Origin of the sequence: Cellulophaga fucicola (assembly GCF_900119145.1) — a bacterium.
Lineage (GTDB): Bacteria > Bacteroidota > Bacteroidia > Flavobacteriales > Flavobacteriaceae > Cellulophaga > Cellulophaga fucicola.
The window spans coordinates 75,140-92,269 of sequence record NZ_FPIY01000004.1 but is presented as its reverse complement, the minus strand read 5'-3'; the positions used below and the strand labels follow the sequence as shown (position 1 = coordinate 92,269).

Annotated in this window: 17 protein-coding genes; 7 read left to right on the top strand and 10 right to left on the bottom strand. The window is 32.8% G+C overall.

Annotated features, from left to right (window positions below; all coding sequences use genetic code 11):
• Positions 1-216 precede the first annotated feature (216 nt).
• Complete coding sequence (locus tag BT107_RS13410) at positions 217-2,517, top strand: DNA topoisomerase 3 (RefSeq protein WP_072304336.1); 2,301 nt, start codon at positions 217-219, stop codon at positions 2,515-2,517.
• A gap of 133 nt (positions 2,518-2,650) precedes the next feature.
• On the opposite strand, the gene BT107_RS13405 is transcribed toward BT107_RS13410, so the two are convergent.
• The 8 genes from BT107_RS13405 to BT107_RS13370 all read right to left on the bottom strand — a co-directional run bounded on the left by BT107_RS13405 (position 2,651) and on the right by BT107_RS13370 (position 9,493).
• The gene (locus BT107_RS13405; RefSeq protein WP_072304335.1) at positions 2,651-3,307 is read right to left on the bottom strand and encodes a hypothetical protein; all 657 of its coding nucleotides are present in this window, start codon (positions 3,305-3,307) and stop codon (positions 2,651-2,653) included.
• A gap of 31 nt (positions 3,308-3,338) precedes the next feature.
• A complete protein-coding gene (locus tag BT107_RS13400; RefSeq protein WP_072304334.1) occupies positions 3,339-4,091 on the bottom strand; it encodes a hypothetical protein in 753 nt (250 codons plus the stop codon).
• 17 nt (positions 4,092-4,108) lie between these two features.
• Positions 4,109-4,687 carry a hypothetical protein gene (locus BT107_RS13395; protein ID WP_072304333.1) on the bottom strand — a complete coding sequence of 193 codons (579 nt, stop codon included), beginning with the start codon at positions 4,685-4,687 and terminating at the stop codon, positions 4,109-4,111.
• A gap of 162 nt (positions 4,688-4,849) precedes the next feature.
• On the bottom strand, positions 4,850-5,194 hold the full coding sequence (locus tag BT107_RS13390) for a hypothetical protein (protein ID WP_072304332.1): 345 nt from the start codon (positions 5,192-5,194) through the stop codon (positions 4,850-4,852).
• A 327-nt stretch (positions 5,195-5,521) separates the two neighbouring features.
• On the bottom strand, positions 5,522-6,004 hold the full coding sequence (locus BT107_RS13385) for a hypothetical protein (RefSeq protein ID WP_072304331.1): 483 nt from the start codon (positions 6,002-6,004) through the stop codon (positions 5,522-5,524).
• Positions 6,005-6,147: 143 nt separating this feature from the next.
• Positions 6,148-7,065, bottom strand: coding sequence for a DUF5684 domain-containing protein (locus BT107_RS13380; RefSeq protein ID WP_072304330.1), 918 nt, complete (start codon positions 7,063-7,065; stop codon positions 6,148-6,150).
• Positions 7,066-7,421: 356 nt separating this feature from the next.
• On the bottom strand, positions 7,422-9,038 hold the full coding sequence (gene pckA, locus BT107_RS13375; RefSeq protein ID WP_072304329.1) for a phosphoenolpyruvate carboxykinase (ATP): 1,617 nt from the start codon (positions 9,036-9,038) through the stop codon (positions 7,422-7,424).
• A gap of 68 nt (positions 9,039-9,106) precedes the next feature.
• Positions 9,107-9,493 (bottom strand): DUF423 domain-containing protein, encoded by a 387-nt coding sequence (locus BT107_RS13370; RefSeq protein WP_072304328.1) that lies wholly within the window; start codon positions 9,491-9,493, stop codon positions 9,107-9,109.
• Positions 9,494-9,572: 79 nt separating this feature from the next.
• On the opposite strand from BT107_RS13370, the gene BT107_RS13365 reads away from it, so the two are divergent.
• From BT107_RS13365 to BT107_RS13340, 6 genes are all read left to right on the top strand, one after another.
• Positions 9,573-10,946, top strand: a complete 1,374-nt coding sequence (locus BT107_RS13365) for a saccharopine dehydrogenase family protein (RefSeq protein ID WP_072304327.1) — start codon at positions 9,573-9,575, stop codon at positions 10,944-10,946.
• 48 nt (positions 10,947-10,994) lie between these two features.
• Entirely contained in the window at positions 10,995-11,465 is a 471-nt protein-coding gene (locus tag BT107_RS13360) for an Lrp/AsnC ligand binding domain-containing protein (protein ID WP_072304326.1), read from the top strand.
• A gap of 108 nt (positions 11,466-11,573) precedes the next feature.
• Positions 11,574-11,885, top strand: a complete 312-nt coding sequence (locus BT107_RS13355) for a hypothetical protein (protein WP_139254322.1) — start codon at positions 11,574-11,576, stop codon at positions 11,883-11,885.
• A 227-nt stretch (positions 11,886-12,112) separates the two neighbouring features.
• Positions 12,113-12,943 (top strand): MbnP family protein, encoded by an 831-nt coding sequence (locus tag BT107_RS13350; protein WP_072304324.1) that lies wholly within the window; start codon positions 12,113-12,115, stop codon positions 12,941-12,943.
• A gap of 72 nt (positions 12,944-13,015) precedes the next feature.
• Entirely contained in the window at positions 13,016-14,047 is a 1,032-nt protein-coding gene (locus BT107_RS13345; RefSeq protein WP_072304323.1) for a cytochrome-c peroxidase, read from the top strand.
• A 3-nt stretch (positions 14,048-14,050) separates the two neighbouring features.
• A complete protein-coding gene (locus BT107_RS13340; protein ID WP_072304322.1) occupies positions 14,051-15,031 on the top strand; it encodes a transporter family protein in 981 nt (326 codons plus the stop codon).
• Positions 15,032-15,174: 143 nt separating this feature from the next.
• On the opposite strand, the gene BT107_RS13335 is transcribed toward BT107_RS13340, so the two are convergent.
• On the bottom strand, positions 15,175-15,873 hold the full coding sequence (locus BT107_RS13335) for a zinc metallopeptidase (protein ID WP_072304321.1): 699 nt from the start codon (positions 15,871-15,873) through the stop codon (positions 15,175-15,177).
• 92 nt (positions 15,874-15,965) lie between these two features.
• Entirely contained in the window at positions 15,966-17,066 is a 1,101-nt protein-coding gene (gene ald, locus BT107_RS13330; RefSeq protein ID WP_072304320.1) for an alanine dehydrogenase, read from the bottom strand.
• Between the last annotated feature and the right edge of the window lie 64 nt (positions 17,067-17,130).

Here is a 17,130-nt window from a genome sequence, read left to right as displayed (position 1 = left end):
CTTTCTAGTTGTTTTTTTGGTTGTTAAATTTTCCTACAATGTAAAACTATTTTTTGTGCTACAATTACGGAAATGTGTAATTGGCATATTTTTTAGTATGGTTGGTTGTTTTTTACATATTTTGTGGCTAAAACGTATACCTAAACTTTTTGTTAATTTCTTTCTGCCTTAACTTTAAATACATCCACTAATAAAATCCTATTTTTACACCTTGCTATGAAAGTATGTATTGCAGAAAAACCAAGTGTTGCCCGTGAAATTGCCGCTGTATTAGGAGCTAATACAAAGTGCGATGGCTATTATGAGGGTAATGGGTATGCAGTAACCTATACTTTTGGTCATTTGTGTACCTTATTTGAGCCTAACGACTACAAGCCACATTGGAAAAGTTGGGATATTAACAACTTACCAATGTTGCCAGATAAGTTTAAAACCAAAGTGGTAGATAACGCAGGTATTCAAAAACAATTTGGCATTGTAAAAAAATTATTTGACAAAGCAAGCTTGGTCATTAATTGTGGTGATGCCGGGCAAGAAGGAGAATTAATACAACGTTGGGTAATAGACCAAGCAGCCTACAAAGGAGAAGTGCAACGCTTATGGATATCATCATTAACCACCGAAGCTATAAAAGAGGGTTTTGAAAAACTACAACCTTCTGCCAAATACGATAATTTATACTATGCAGGTTTTTCTAGAGCCATAGGAGATTGGCTTTTGGGGATGAATGCTACGCGTTTGTATACCGTAAAACACGGTGGTTACAAGCAAATGCTATCTGTGGGTAGAGTGCAAACACCTACATTGGCAATGATTGTTAGTCGTTACCAAGAAATTGAAAACTTTAAACCACAACCGTATTGGGAGCTGCAAACCTTGTACCGAGATACGTTGTTTAATTGTGAAAAAGGTCGGTTTTTAAAGAAAGAAGAAGGTGAGGCTTTTGCAAAGCAAGTAAAAGAGAGCGATTTTGAAATTGTATCTACCACCAAGAAAAAAGGAAAGGAATATGCGCCAAAGCTTTTTGACCTTACTGGCTTGCAGGTATATTGCAACACAAAGTTTGGGTTCTCGGCAGATGAAACCTTAAAAATAGTACAGAAGTTATACGAACAAAAAGTAGTTACCTACCCTAGAGTAGATACTACCTTTTTACCTAATGATATATACCCAAAAGTACCTGGTATTTTACAAAAACTAACCAATTATAAAAAATTTACTCAGTCGGTTTTAGCAGGTAAAATAAGAAAGTCTACCAAAGTATTTAATGATAAAAAAGTAACAGATCACCACGCTATTATTCCTACAGGAGTACAAATAAATTTGCAGTACAGTCAGCAACAGGTGTACGATATTATTACCAAGCGTTTTATTGCTGTTTTTTATCCAGATTGTATAGTGGCCAATACAACTGTATTAGGAAAAACGGATACTGTACCATTTAAAACTACAGGAAAAGAAATTTTAGAAAAAGGATGGAGGGTTGTTTTTGAAAATCCGGATTCTAAAACCAAAACAGAAAAAGGAATATTACCTTCTTTTGTAAAAGGAGAAAAGGGACCACACGAGCCATCTTTTTTAGAAAAGGAAACCAAGCCACCAAATCAGTTTACAGAAGCAACTTTGTTACGTGCAATGGAAACAGCAGGTAAGCAGGTAGATGATGATGAGATGCGAGAGTTAATGAAGGAAAACGGAATAGGAAGACCTTCTACCAGAGCCAATATTATAGAAACTTTATTTAGACGCAAATACATAGAGCGTAAAAAAAAGCAGTTATTACCTACCCAAACAGGCATACAGCTTATTGCTATTATAAAAAACAAATTGTTAACCTCTGCCGAGCTTACTGGGTTGTGGGAAAAACAATTAAAAGAGATTGAAAACGGAAATTACCATGCTGGTGTTTTTATAAAGAACATGAAGCAGATGATAGACGATTTGGTATACGAGGTGCGTATAGAGAAAAGGCATATCAAAATTTCTGAGGCAACAGTTGCAGCAGCTCCAAAACCAACAAAAGAAAAGAAAACAGCAACTGTACAAGGTAAACCGTGTCCTAAATGTAAGCAGGGCGAGTTGTTAAAGGGAAAAACGGCTTATGGGTGCAGTGCCTATAAAACAGGTTGTAAAATGGTATTGCCTTTTGTTTTTCAAGAAAAGAAAATATCTACAAAGCAGTATTTGCGTTTGTTAGATAAGGGGTGTACTGTTAATCTTAAAGGGTTTAAAACAGAGAATGGCACAAAAGAAGGCTTGTTGCGTTTTAATGACGATTTTGAATTGGTTTTAGAAGAAAAGAAGACCGCTGTAAAAGTAAAACAAGATGAGGTACCCAATCCTATGCCTTGTCCTTTATGTAGCCAAGGAACGGTATTAAAAGGGAAAACAGCTTACGGCTGTAGTAATTACAAAACAGGTTGTAGTTTTAAGTATCCTTTTGCTGTTCTAAGAGAAAAAGCAGCAGGCACACCCTTAACTAAAGAATTGGTTTTTAAGTTACTTAATAAAAAGTAATGATTGGGGTTTTTATATGATAAAGCTATAATTTATTACATAGTTTTTTTAAGATTTTAAATTGATAGATACGGCTCTCCTTTTAAACCAGGTAATTTAACAAAAGCAGTTTTGATTTTATGTAGCTAGATTTTTATTCTTTATAGATAATACTGTCTAAAACCCAATATTTAGGTTTTCTGTTATCTCTATATTCATTTATTGCAATTATGCCTTTTTCTAAGCTATAGTAAAAATCGATAATATCGGAATTTTTCACTTCTAAAAGATTCTTATATGTGTTACCGTTTATTATAATCTCTTCTTTATTTTTTGGTTGTGAGTTCATAATATTAGGGTCTGCACTTTTTATATCGGTTATTAATCCAGTAGTACTGCTACCGCCTCTGTAAAAAGCCATACGATCATGCTCTGTAAAGTCAAGTGCTTCTTTTAAATAAAATTCGGTTTCCAGTTCAAAGAAAAAATCTTGAAGTACATCTGAGCTTGTTTTCAAAGATATCTCTTGATACTCCTTGGTAAATTTTAACGTAGTTTTTTTGTTATCTGTTTCCTCTGAAGGAATAGTCGTTTCTTTGGGCCTGTTGTAATTGCTAAAATTCACAATATTATAAGTGATCTTATTTCCTAAGGAATCTTTAAAAATTAGCTCATTTTCCTTATTTTGATAAGGGAAAAGAGCTTTAGATTTTTCAGATATTTTAAAATCTTCTAAGTTTAATCCTGACTGGTTTTGCTGTTTACATGAAACAATGGTAAGGATTAGTATAAGTAAAGCTTTTATTTTCATACCGTTTTTATATTAGAGGTTTAAGTATGTTTTAATCAAAATACTCGTTTCCGTTAGCATCTATATAGCCTGTTTTATTGTTGTTGGTTGTAAATTTAGCCAATCCGTTAGCAAAAGGTTCTAAGTCTTTGTATGTAACTTCTGTAATGTTGTAATACCCAACTTTATTGTTTGTCTGTACTTTTAAAACGCCGTTTACGTAGCTTACAGCATCAAAATAACGTACCGTATTGTTGTATAAAACACCTTGTTTTTTGCCTTTACTAAGTAGTACAGCATTTAAAAATATTTCTGTAGCGTAAAACATAGATTCGTTAGCATCAAACGTTACTTTTTTTGTTCCATTTGGAAAATTAATTTTATCAATTCCCGCAGCACTTATACTTTCAATTTCTTTGGGCGCAACGTTTTCTTCTCCATCGTAACCCACTAGTTCTGTTACAATAAATCTATTTTTTTTGCGTAGTATTTTATAGGTGTAATTTGGTACCGTGCCACAAACTTCTGTTATTAAGTTAGCTTCTTTTACTTTAGCGCCATTTTCATTAATATAAAACATTTCATTTTTATTGTCTAAAACCTGTAAAAAGCCATTTAACCTAACAGCTGTTTTTAGATTTTTAAAAATCACTTTTTCATCATTTTTATGCAGCTCAAAACTGTTTGTATTTAAATTTTTATACAGTTTAAAATTGGTTCCAAAAGCAGAAATTAACGAATCTTTTTTTTGTGCAAAAGAACTCATTGTGCTTATTGTTAAAATAAAAATTAAAAGTGTTTTCATAGGTTGTTTTTGTTAAACTAAGCTAACAAATTAACGGGAGTAATCATTTCGTGACTCTTGTAACTTAATACGTATACTGGTTTTTCTTTTTTTGACGGATTGGCTATTACAAATTCTATGGTGTTGTTTATGTACTTTTCAAAAATAATATTAGCTTTTTCGGTAGCTTCTTCTTCGGTTATTGTATTTGCTTCCAATTCCTTATTAAGAGCTTCTATTTTAGGGTTCACATCTTTATCGTCTACAATAAATTGCTCAAGGGCAATATTTTTTTTTGCTAAAATTTTAGCAGATTTATTAGCTATTAAAACGTTTGCTATTTGCCATTCTTTTTGACCTTGACCATTGGTTTCAAAAACAATATAGCCAACAGTACCTGTTATGGAATATACAGGTGTGTTTTGTTCTAATTTAATCTTGTATAGTTTTTTTAAATTGTCTATTTCTCTTCCTGTTAACACTCTGTCATGGGTTAAATCTTCTAAGATACTAGACTGGGTTCTTTTTATATCACCTTTGTTTTGGTAATAGCTAATAACACTAATTATACCTACAACAAGCATAATAGCAAATAAGATTAATTTAATGTAACCCATAGTTTTTTTGGTGTTTTTTGGTTTTTTATAAAAGCAGAAATATGCTTTTTTATAGTTTGGTTTAAGTGCAATTTATAAGCACTACAGTAGTAACTAACGTCTTTTTAATAGAATAGTTGTGTGGTAAATTAGAAATTTAAGAGGATTTAATTAAATAAGTTTTTAATTTTTTCTTAATTGATGTTCGCCTTGGACTAACTTCCAAATTCCTAAACCAAAAAGTAATATTGCAGGTATGCTTATTCTTCCTTTGGTAAGTAAAAAGATATTAATTAAAATAGAAACAACCAGTAATACAATGCCTATTGTTGTGTTCTTTTTACCTTTTTCTCTTAATTTATTTTGTACTTCACTTAAGTAATTAGAGTCAACATTAAAGTTTTTCTTTAAGTCATTATCTATTGTTTCTTGTGACTCTCCTTCAGCTTTTTTAGATTCAATATAGTTTAGAATTATATTTTCTTGCGACTGCTCTTTTTTTATTACATCAAACATATCTATACCCATAGTATTGAGCTTAAATTTAATGTTTTCAATAGATTCACCTGCTTTTAATTCTTTTTTAATATAATCTTCAGGATTAAAATTGTTTCTTAGTTCTTGCTCGTTCTTTTGGTTTATAAGGTGTTTGGTTATTTTAGAAGCTTCATCTAACTCACTACGCTTAATTAACTCTTCTTGCAGTAGTACAACAGCTTCAGGTTTTAAACCATCTATTTCTTAGCAATACGTAATAGCTTGTCGGTAGAAAATACTGAATAATTTTTCCTTATTTCGTTTAAGTTAGACATTGTAATAGTAGTAAACTGTTATGGGGTAAGCTCTCTTTTTTTGTTAGATCTTTTTATTTTTTACTGCGGCAGCGCTTTTTTTAGAACGGACTGCATTTGCTTTTACAACTCTAGGTTTTTCTTCAGTAATTTTCTTTTTTAAGAAAGCTATATATGCTGTAAAAATATCTTTGTTGTTTTTTCCTTGGTGGCCTTCAATTCTATAAAACTCATAATTGGTATCATTTATTCTGTTTTCTATATACTCACCAAAATAAATTCTTCTGCCGCTTACTTTGTCATCTTTAGCAAGAGTAGATTTATTTTTAAACCAATCTTTAGCAAGCTTCTCTAAATAAATTTCTTTTAAATCGTTTGCTTGGGTAATTAACGGGTTGTTTTCTGTATTTACTATAGGTTTACTTCCTGGATTTTTTTTAATGATAATATCAATTCCTGGTACTGGATCATTTCCACCAATTTTGTTTTGAGAAAATCCGATAGTAGAAATTAAAATCAATGCTAATAGTATAGTTGCTTTTTTCATAACAGGTATAGTTTAAGTTAATAGTTTTTTACTAATTCAATTTCAATGCCAAGATCTGCTTTTTAGATTGTACTGCGTTTACTTTTACAACTCTAGGCTTTTCTTCTGTATTTTTTTAAAGCTCATATATGTTTCGTTAAATATTATTCAGTGGTTTTAGTATTTAAAATTAGCTTACCATAAAAAAACCAAGGTATTAATGTCATCCCAAGAGCATAGCTAGCCTCTTTATTGTGTTGCTTTGCTAGCTCTAGATTTATAAAATACTTAGGAATTATTCTAACAAAAGGAATTAATAGAAAAATAATCCACCAGGTTGGTTTTTTAGAAATTTTTAGAAAGACTAAATCCTTTTTAATAGGGATTAAAGAGTATAAACCCTTTTTGTTATAGTTTAAGAATAGGACATACGAACTGTAGAAATATATAACAAACAACAATGATATAGCAGGAGAGCTTATCATAAAAAATAAAAAGGATCCTAGATTCATATTTTTAAAAGAAAAATATGAAATAAAAGGGGTGTAAAAAGGAAGCAATGAATGAGCGCCCACACCAACCATACCGTCATTAGAATCGAATAAGGATGTAATTATTATATATATGTAATGAAAAACATTGCAAACAATAGCAAAACAGATAAGGCAAATGAGTAGCTCTTTAAAGGAATATTTAGTCTTTCTAATTTTAGAAATTAAAATAATTGAGCAGAAAGTAAAGAGTATAGTACAAATAACCTGGTACATATAATATGATTCAAATTCCATTCTTCTAAAAAAAATAAGATCATTAAGCAAGTAACTAAAATCACCAATAGGGCCTACTATTAAGCCATAAAGTAAACCAATTACTAAAACTTTTTTTAGTTTTAGGTTAAAGAAAATATCTGTTTTGGTCACAAAAAAAGCTAAATAAGCTACAACAATAATACTTATCATTCTGGTGTCAAAAAAGAATCTACCTCCAGCTCTTATCAGCAAATAGTTAGGTAAAACCCAATTATATAGCGCTATTAGAAATATAATAGCTAGACTGTATTTAGGTATGTTTTTGTATGTCATTTTTTCTATTTAGAACTAATTGATTTTGTTTTAAATACTGCGTAAGATAATAAGGAAAGTATAATAGTAATAAGTTTTCTCATTTTGGTTATTGTAGCAACGAAGTAACAAATACAATTTAGTGATACAAACTATTTATGTATTGTAATTTATTTTTGATTCATATTTTTCCTACAATTTAAGTTTATTTTTTTAATTGAAATATTTTTATTTAAAATGAAGCTATGTAGGCACTGTTATAGATAGTTTTTATGTCAACTGTATTGTCTATCTAATTAATAAAACTAGACAAATAAAAAAAATCCAGAGAAGCGAGCTCCTCTGGATTTTATAATTAAAATTATTGTATTGCTTTTTTAGAAAGCGTAACGTTGTGGGCCACCTCTTCTAATTTCTTCGTTAGCGTAAGATTCAAACTTTTTAAAGTTTTCACGGAACGCGTTAGATAATTTAAAAGCTGTTTTGTAGTACTCCTCATCGTTGTTCCAAGTTGTTTTAGGACTCAATACTTCTGACGGTACTCCAGGACAGTGTCTTGGTTGTGCTACGCCAAATACAGAGTGTATGTGGTATGTGTCATAAGAATACAATCCTAAATCGCCATTTAATGCAGCGTTTATCATTGCGCGTGTGTATTTAAGTTTCATACGTGTACCTATACCGTAAGGTCCGCCTGTCCAACCTGTGTTCACTAGCCAAACATTAACACCAGCTTCTTGCATTTTTGCACTTAGCATTTCTGCGTATTTAGTTGGGTGTAATGGCATAAATGGTGCGCCAAAACAAGCAGAGAAAGATGGTACTGGCTCTACAACACCAGCTTCTGTACCTGCTACTTTAGCTGTGTAACCAGAGATAAAATGGTATGCTGCTTGTGCAGGTGTTAACTTAGATATTGGAGGCAATACACCAAAAGCATCTGCAGTTAAAAAGAATATGTTTTTAGGGTTAGTACCAATAGATGGTTCTTGTATGTTTTCTATATTGTAAATAGGGTAACTAACTCTAGTGTTTTGTGTAATAGAGGTGTCTGCAAAATCTACAACACCATTATCATCCATAATAACGTTTTCTAGAATTGCTCCTTTTTTAATTGCCCCAAAAATTTCTGGTTCATTTTCTGCAGATAAGTTAATTACTTTAGCGTAACAACCACCTTCAAAATTAAAAATAGAATTTTCATTTGTCCAGCCGTGCTCATCGTCACCAATTAATTTTCTGTTAGGATCTGCAGACAAGGTAGTTTTACCTGTGCCAGATAGGCCAAAGAAAATAGAAGTATCACCATCTTTACCAACGTTTGCAGAACAGTGCATAGGCATTGTGTCTTTGTAAACAGGTAAAATAAAGTTTAACGCAGAGAAAATACCTTTTTTAATTTCTCCTGTGTAACCAGTACCACCAATTAAAGCAATTTTTCTTGTAAAGTTTAAAATTGCAAAATTGTGTTGGCGTGTACCATCTACTTCTGGGTCTGCCATAAAACCAGGTGCATTAATAACTGTCCACTCTGGGTCAAAGCCTTTTAACTCTTCCGTAGTAGGTCTTAAAAACATGTTGTAAGCAAACATGTTAGCCCAAGGGTGCTCGTTAATTACTCTAATGTTTAACTTGTAATCTTTATCAGCGCATGCGTAAGCATCTCTTACATAAAGTTCTTTTTCGTTTAGATAAGTAATGACTTTGTCGTAAAGTGCATCAAATTTATCTGGTGCAAAAGGAATGTTAATATCTCCCCACCAAACTTTTTCAGCAGTTACGTCGTCCTTTACAATAAATCTATCCTTAGGAGATCTACCTGTAAATTCGCCAGTATTAATTGCTAAAGCTCCAGAAGAAGCCTCTTTACCCATACCTTTATCTAAAGTTATTTTGTGCAATTCTGACGGAGATAATTGATAATTAATGTCAGTGCTTGTAATACCATATTCCTCCAACGAAATCGTTTTCGTGTCTGGACTATAAGTGCTCATAGTTTAAGTTTTTATGTTAGTGCAAAGCTAAAAAAAAATTATGGTTATCTAATTTAATTATCAAATGTTTAGTTAAAATGTTTAAAAATACGATAACCTAATAAAAACCATCCAATTATTAATAATAATCCACCTATTGGAGTTGTTAGTGCTATAGATTTTGCGTTAAATCCTAAAATTGTATCAATACTTAAAATGTAGATAGAAAAACTAAACAGTACTATGCCAGCTACTAAAAATATAAATATTTGTTTCTTGTGCTTTTTTTCAAGCTGTGGTAATAGCCCTAGAGCAAGTAAAAGTAGTGCGTGGTACATCTGGTAATCTGTACCTGTTTTGTAAGATGCTATAGATTTAGCGTCAACTAAACCTTCTAATCCGTGTGCACCAAAAGCACCAAAAATTACTGCAGTAAGTCCAAAAAACACTCCAGCGGCTAAAATTGTTTTGTTCATAACAAAAACTGTTTGTAAATTTATAAATGTAACAAAACTGATTATTTCATCAGTATCACCATCAAAAGTAATAAAACAGATGTTAAGACAAATACTTGTATTGGGTGCCGGAAAATCTACAGCTTATTTAGTAGACTATTTATTAGGTAAGGCTAAAGAAGAAAAACTACATATTACTATTGCAGATCTGCAACCAGAAAATATAGCAGCAAGTATAGCTGGTCACAATGCCTGTACTGTTGTTGGTTTAGATATTTTTAATATTGAAGAAAGGCAAAAGCTAATAGAAAAAGCAACCATTGTAGTGTCTATGTTGCCTGCTAGTTTGCATATTTTGGTAGCTAAAGATTGTGTTGGTTTTAAAAAGCATTTGGTTACTGCGTCTTATGTTAGTGATGAGTTAATGGGTTTAGATAAGCAAGTAAAAGAAAACAAACTTGTTTTTATGAACGAGATTGGTCTTGATCCTGGTATAGACCATATGAGTGCTATGCAGATTATAGATGACATTAGAGATAAGGGCGGAAAAATGTTATTGTTTGAGTCTTTTACAGGTGGTTTGGTTGCTCCAGAGAGTGATACTAATTTATGGAATTATAAATTTACTTGGAATCCTAGAAACGTTGTAGTTGCTGGTCAAGGTGGTGCGGCTAAGTTTATGCAAGAAGGCACATACAAATACATACCTTATAATAAGTTGTTTAGAAGAACAGAATTTTTTGATGTAAAAGGTTTTGGTAGGTTTGAGGGGTATGCAAACAGAGATTCTTTAAAATACAGAGAAGTATATGGTTTGCAAGATGTGTTAACCTTATATAGAGGTACTATGCGTCGTGTTGGTTTTTCTAAGGCTTGGAATATGCTTGTAGAATTAGGAATGACAGATGATACCTATACTATTGAAAACTCTGAGAATATGAGCTACAGAGAATTTACCAATTTGTTTTTACAATATTCGCCAACAGATTCTGTAGAGCTTAAATTACGTCACTATCTTAAAATAGATCAGGATGATGTTAGGTGGGCAAAACTAGTAGAACTTCATCTTTTTGATGACACTAAAAAAATTACAATTAAAAACGGAACACCAGCACAAATACTACAAGAAATATTAGAGCAAAGCTGGACATTAGACAAGGATGATAAGGATATGATAGTGATGTATCATAAATTTGGGTACAGTCTTAATGGAGAAGAAAAACAAATAGATTCTAATATGGTGGTTTTGGGTAAAAACCAAACACACACAGCTATGGCAAAAACTGTTGGCTTGCCTGTAGCTATTGCAACCTTATTAATTTTAAATAATAAAATCACCAATTATGGTGTGCAAATACCAATTAAAAAAGAAGTTTACGAGCCTATTTTAAACGAGTTAAAAGAGCACGGTGTAATTTTTAACGAGTTTAATACAGCGTATAAAGGGTACAATTCTATTGCAGAGCATAGTTAGTATTTAATACCATTTGGGTATATTTATGGTTAATTTATAACTAGACTTATGAAATTAGATAACGATAGAATTAAAATTGACGGAATTGACAAGAAAATTATAAGGTATCTTATGGAGGATGCGCGTAAACCTATTTTAGAAATAGCGCGTAATATTGGTATTTCTGGAGCAGCAATTCATCAACGTTTACGTAAACTAGAAACTTCTGGTTTAATGTCTGGTTCTAAATTTATAATAAACCCAAAAGTTTTGGGATATACTACTATGGCTTACATTGGTATTTACTTAGATAAGGCTATGAGTAACCCAAGTGCCGTTAAAGAATTAGAGAAAATCCCCGAAGTTTTGGAGTGCCATTATACTACAGGTAACTGGTCTGTTTTAATAAAGGTTTTGTGTAAAGATAACGAGCACCTAATGCAGGTGTTAAACAAGGAGATACAACAAATAAAAGGGGTTTCTAGAACAGAAACTTTTATTTCTTTAAATCAGCAAATAGATAGGCAAATACAAATATAATTGTAGCTTTTTATGACTAATGTCCTAGTTTTAAATTCTTTTATGTCTTAAATTTGGGGCGTGAAACAAACCTTACTCATAATAGCATTTGTAATATGCCTTAAACCAATGTTCCCGTTTATGGACTATGTGGTTAATTATGATTATATCTCTACAGTGCTTTGTATTAACCAAGACAAGCCAGAACTAGAGTGTAATGGTAAGTGTGCTTTAATGAAATCTATAGAGAAATCTACACAAGAAGAACACAATGAGCAAGGTGTTGTAAAATCAGAGTTTCAATTACTATATCATCAAAATAATCAAGATTTGCCTGTTAACTCAAATCTTGTTACACAAAAAAAAGTTGTAATACTTTCTGCAGAAAACAACTATAGTTACAACACAGTATCTAGTCTTTTACGTCCTCCAATTTCATAATTATTTTAGGTAAGCTTTTTCTATTTGCGACTTTTCAATCTTTTGTAAAGTCTATATAGTAGTATGGTTTTTTATCAATCTAAAAGCTTACAAACACATCTTGTTTACAGTATAAATAGTATGCGCTAATACTTCTTTTTTATAAAGATGTATCTGTAGTTGTATACATACGTCTGTAAACTAAAATAATAGTATAAAAAGGAATTAAGGACATATTAAAGAATAGAATGAAAACAAATATTTTAAAATCGATACTAGTAAGTTTTAGTTTAATAGCATTAGCATCTTGTTCGTCTGATGATGATGGGGAAATGGATAATGTAAACCCAGGAATGGTAACTATAGAGTTTGATAGCAATTTTGCAGGAAACGAGTTGACAATAGGAAACGCTAACACGGCTAACACAAACGGTGAAGCTTTAACCGTAACACGCTTTAACTACATAGTAAGTAATATTGTTTTAATAGATGAAGATGGTATGGAATATACATACCCAAAAGAGAATAGCTACTTTATTATTAGTGAAGATAGTAATGATGCTTTGGCAGATAATACATCTATTGTTTTAAACGATGTGCCAGCAGGGAAATATACAGCTATTAAATTTGGTGTTGGTGTAGATAAAGAAAAATACGATCAAGGTTTAAGTGGAGCAGGTGATTTTTGGGATGCTGCACAGGAGTACGATATGACTTGGTCTTGGGCTGCAGGATACAAATACATAAATTTTGAAGGTACTTATACTTCTGCAACTATTACAGATGAGGCTTACAAAGTACATTTAGGTAGAGCTAGTGATGAGGTTACTAACTATACAGAAACAACTATAAATGTACCATCTGGTTCTGCAATAATTGTAAACGAAGATATGGCTCCAGAAGTACACGTTACTACAGATGCAAGCGCACTTTTAACGGCTTCAGAGGCTGTAAGTTTAGAGGCGTATGGCAATGCAATTATGGGTGGTGAAGGTGCTGTTAAAGTAGCAACTAACGTACCGTTAGTTTTTGCTGTAGATCACGTGCATAATAACGAAGCAGGCAATAGTAGTCACTAAACAGTAGGTGTTTAAGGTGTTGTGCTTTTTATATTGCAGCACCTTAAGTACTATTGTTTTTATGTAGTTGGTATGAGGAGAAGTATTTTATTTTTAATGATCTTAACCCTTATTGGGTGTCAAAATAATGACGATGATGGGTATACCAATGTTTTGGTAGAATTAGAGGTTCCTGCGCATTTTCCGGAGGTAACATATAATTTAACAAACAACCCATTAACCAAAAACGGTATAGAACTAGGACGTAAACTGTTTTATGAGGGCGCAGTGTCTTCTACAGGAACAGTTTCTTGTGGTACGTGTCACGAGCAAAAATATGCATTTACACATCACGGACATACATTTAGCCATGGCGTAAACGATTTGGAAGGGACAAGAAATACACCGCCTGTGCAAAATATGGCTTTTTTAGAAAATTTTGCTTGGGATGGTGCAACAGGTCATTTAGATCTTTTTCCTATAATTCCGATTACAACCGAGGTAGAGATGAATGAAACCTTGGAAAGTGTTATAGAAAAGTTGAAAAATAAAGCAGGTTATAAAGCTCTTTTTGCTGATGCTTTTGATGATGGAGAAGTAAACTCCGAGAACTTTTTATTAGCATTATCACAGTTTATGGTAACAATGGTTTCTGCAGATGCTAAGTATGATAAATACATAAGAAACGAAGAGCAACTAACGGAAGATGAGCAACAAGGTTTAGCAATTTTTGAACAAAAATGTGCTAGCTGCCACGCAACAGCATTATTTTCTGATGGTAGTTTTAGAAACAACGGCCTACAGCCTAATCCTAAATTAAACGATTTAGGTAGAAGTAAGGTAACAGGTTTTGAGGCAGATAATTACAAATTTAAAGTGCCAAGTTTAAGAAACATTGCAGTTACAGCGCCTTATATGCATGATGGGCGTTTTGGCTCGTTAGAAGCTGTTTTGGCATTTTATAATAGTGGTGTGGTAGATTCTAATACACTAGATCCTTTATTGCATAACAATGGTAGTTTGGGGATACCTACTACCGAGCAAGAACGGACTGTGCTTATTGCTTTTTTAAACACCTTAACAGATAATACCTTTTTAGAGGACGACAGATTTTCAGAGAAATAGAATATGAAAAATTTAATAATAATAGGATGCCTTTTTGGTCTTTGTAATGCGTTTGCAATGCATAAAACGGAGTCAAACGATAGTTTGCAAACAACAGTAACAACTGCAAAACATTATGTTTTTGATGATTTTTGCGATACTTGTGGTTGTAGTGGTAATGGTGGTAGTATGGGGTTTGGTACTGGTTTAGACACCAACTTTGCTGGAGTACGCTACATATCTCAGAGTTATAAATCTAGAGACGGTATTTTTAACGATTCACCTTGGATAGATGAAAACTTTAACACACTACAAACTTGGGGTAGAGTGCCGGTTAGTAAGCGTTTTTTAATAAATGCAATTGTGCCTTATCATTTTCATAATAGAGAATTTGCAGATAAGTCTACGCAAGATATAAGTGGATTAGGAGATATTACCGTTTTAGGGTTTTATAAAATTTTAGCAAAGCAAGATAGTATTATGGTTGTTGGGCCACAACACTCTTTACAAGTTGGTGGCGGTGTAAAAATACCAACAGGTAGTTTTGATAGGGCTAATAATACAGGTAGTGTAAACACCAGTTTTCAACTAGGAACAGGAAGTTGGGATTATATTACAGCTGTAAATTATGGACTTTCTCATAACAACTGGGGTGTCTCTGCAATGTTAAATTATACTTTTAAAAGCAAAAACTCTAAAGACTACCAATTCGGAAACCAATTAAACTATGGCGTAAATACCTATAAAACGTATTACATAACAGATGCTTTTGCATTAACACCTGTTGTAGGTGTTGGTGGCGAAAATTATAGCAAAGATGAGTCTTATAGTTTAACGGTGCTTAATACGGGTGGCGATGTGTTTTTTGGCAAGGTGGGTCTAGAGGCTAGTTATAATAAATATTCTTTAGGTGTTACTAGTATGTTGCCAATACAGCAGAATTTAAATGCAGGAAAAGTTGAGGTTAAAAACAGGTTTTCTTTGTATTTAAATATCAATATATAGCAAAGTATAGTTGGGCGTAATGAACAATTCTTATGAAGGTTGGTTCTAAAGGTTTGGGGGAATTTTTTAGAACAGCATTATGTCCAATAAAAAAGGGTGTCTACTAGTAGACACCCTTTTGCTTTTTGTGTTTTTTTATAAAATTAATCTCTTGCAAATACTCGGTATGCCCAGTATACTAGAGACGCTAATGCACCTAAAGCGGCAACTAAATAAGTTCTAGCAGCCCATTTTAAAGCATCTTCTGCGCCTGCGTATTCTTCTTGGCTAAGCATATTTTTATTTTTTAACCAAGCTAAGGCGCGGTTACTAGCATCGTATTCTACAGGTAGTGTTACAAAACTAAATAATGTAGCAAAGCCCATCATAACTAAACCGGCAACAGCAACATAAAATCCAAGACTACTGGCAATACCAGATACTGCCATTAAAATAACGCCACCATAAACTACCCATTGAGACATACTAGATGTTACACTAACAATAGGTACTAATTTAGAACGCATTGTTAACCATTGGTATGCGGTAGCGTGTTGTACAGCATGTCCACATTCGTGAGCAGCAACCGCAGCTGCAGCAGCGTTACGTTGGCTGTAAACACTCTCGCTAAGGTTCACGGTTTTGTTTGCAGGGTTATAATGGTCTGTAAGTCTACCTGGAGTAGAAATTACTTGTACGTCTCTAATACCATTATCAGCTAGCATTTTTTCAGCTATTTCTGCGCCACTCATTCCGTTGCGCAATTGTATTTTAGAGTATTTTTCAAATTTGCTTTTTAATCTGTTACTAACAAGCCAGCTAACTAAAGCAACTGCACCAATAATAATATAATATGTATACATAGTTTGTGTTTTAAAAAAAATAAATATAACAATTAAAAAGCAAAAACCTCGCCAAATTTGGTGAGGTTTAATTTACTGACAGTTCTTAGTACTTATGCAAGGACATCTTCCCAGCCAAAAGCTTCTAGTATTTCGTTATAAACTACTTTTCCGGCTACTATATTTAATCCTTTTTGTAAAGAAGCATCTTTTTTGCAAGCTGCTTCCCATCCTAAATTTGCTAGTTTTAAAGTGTATGGTAGTGTAACATTGGTTAATGCCATTGTAGATGTATATGGTACAGCACCTGGCATATTTGCTACAGAATAATGTACAACGTCATCTATAATATAAATAGGATCTTCGTGTGTAGTTGGCTTTGTTGTCTCTACGCAACCACCTTGGTCTACGGCAACATCTACAATTACGGTTCCTGGTTTCATCTCCTTTAACATATCTCTTGTAATAAGGTTAGGAGCTTTAGCGCCTTTTAAAAGTACACCACCAATAATAAGGTCGTGTGTTTTAATGTGTTTTCTAATATTAAACTCGTTAGAAAATTCTGTTGTTACGTGTGGTGGCATAACATCGTTAACATAGCGCAAGCGTTTCATATTTACATCTAGTATGGTTACGTGTGCGCCCAAACCAGCTGCCATTTTAGCAGCTTGTACACCCACTACACCAGCACCTAGAACTAGAACTTTACCTGGAGCAACACCAGGAACACCACCTAAAAGTACACCTCTGCCTTTTACGGGTTTCTCTAGGTATTTTGCGCCTTGTTGAATAGCCATTCTACCGGCAACTTCGGACATTGGAGTTAGTAATGGTAAAGTTCCTTCTTCATCTTCAACCGTTTCATAAGCAATACAAATAGCCTTTTGTTTAATCATTGCTTTGGTTAGTGCTTCACTAGATGCAAAATGAAAATATGTAAATAAAATTTGTCCTTCTTTAATAAGGTTGTATTCCTCTGCAATAGGTTCTTTCACCTTAACAATCATATCACTCATTGCGTAAACCTGTGCAATAGTGTCTAAAATAGCTGCGCCAGCTTGCTGGTAATCTTCATTGCTAAAACCACTGCCTAAACCAGCTCCAGACTGTACATAAACAGTATGGTTATTTTTTGTCAATTCAAAAACCCCACCTGGTGTCATACCAACTCGGCTTTCGTTATTTTTAATTTCTTGAGGAATACCAACAATCATAATTAACTATTTTAGATTTTGGTGCTAAATTAAATTAATTACAAAAAATAATAGCTGAATAATT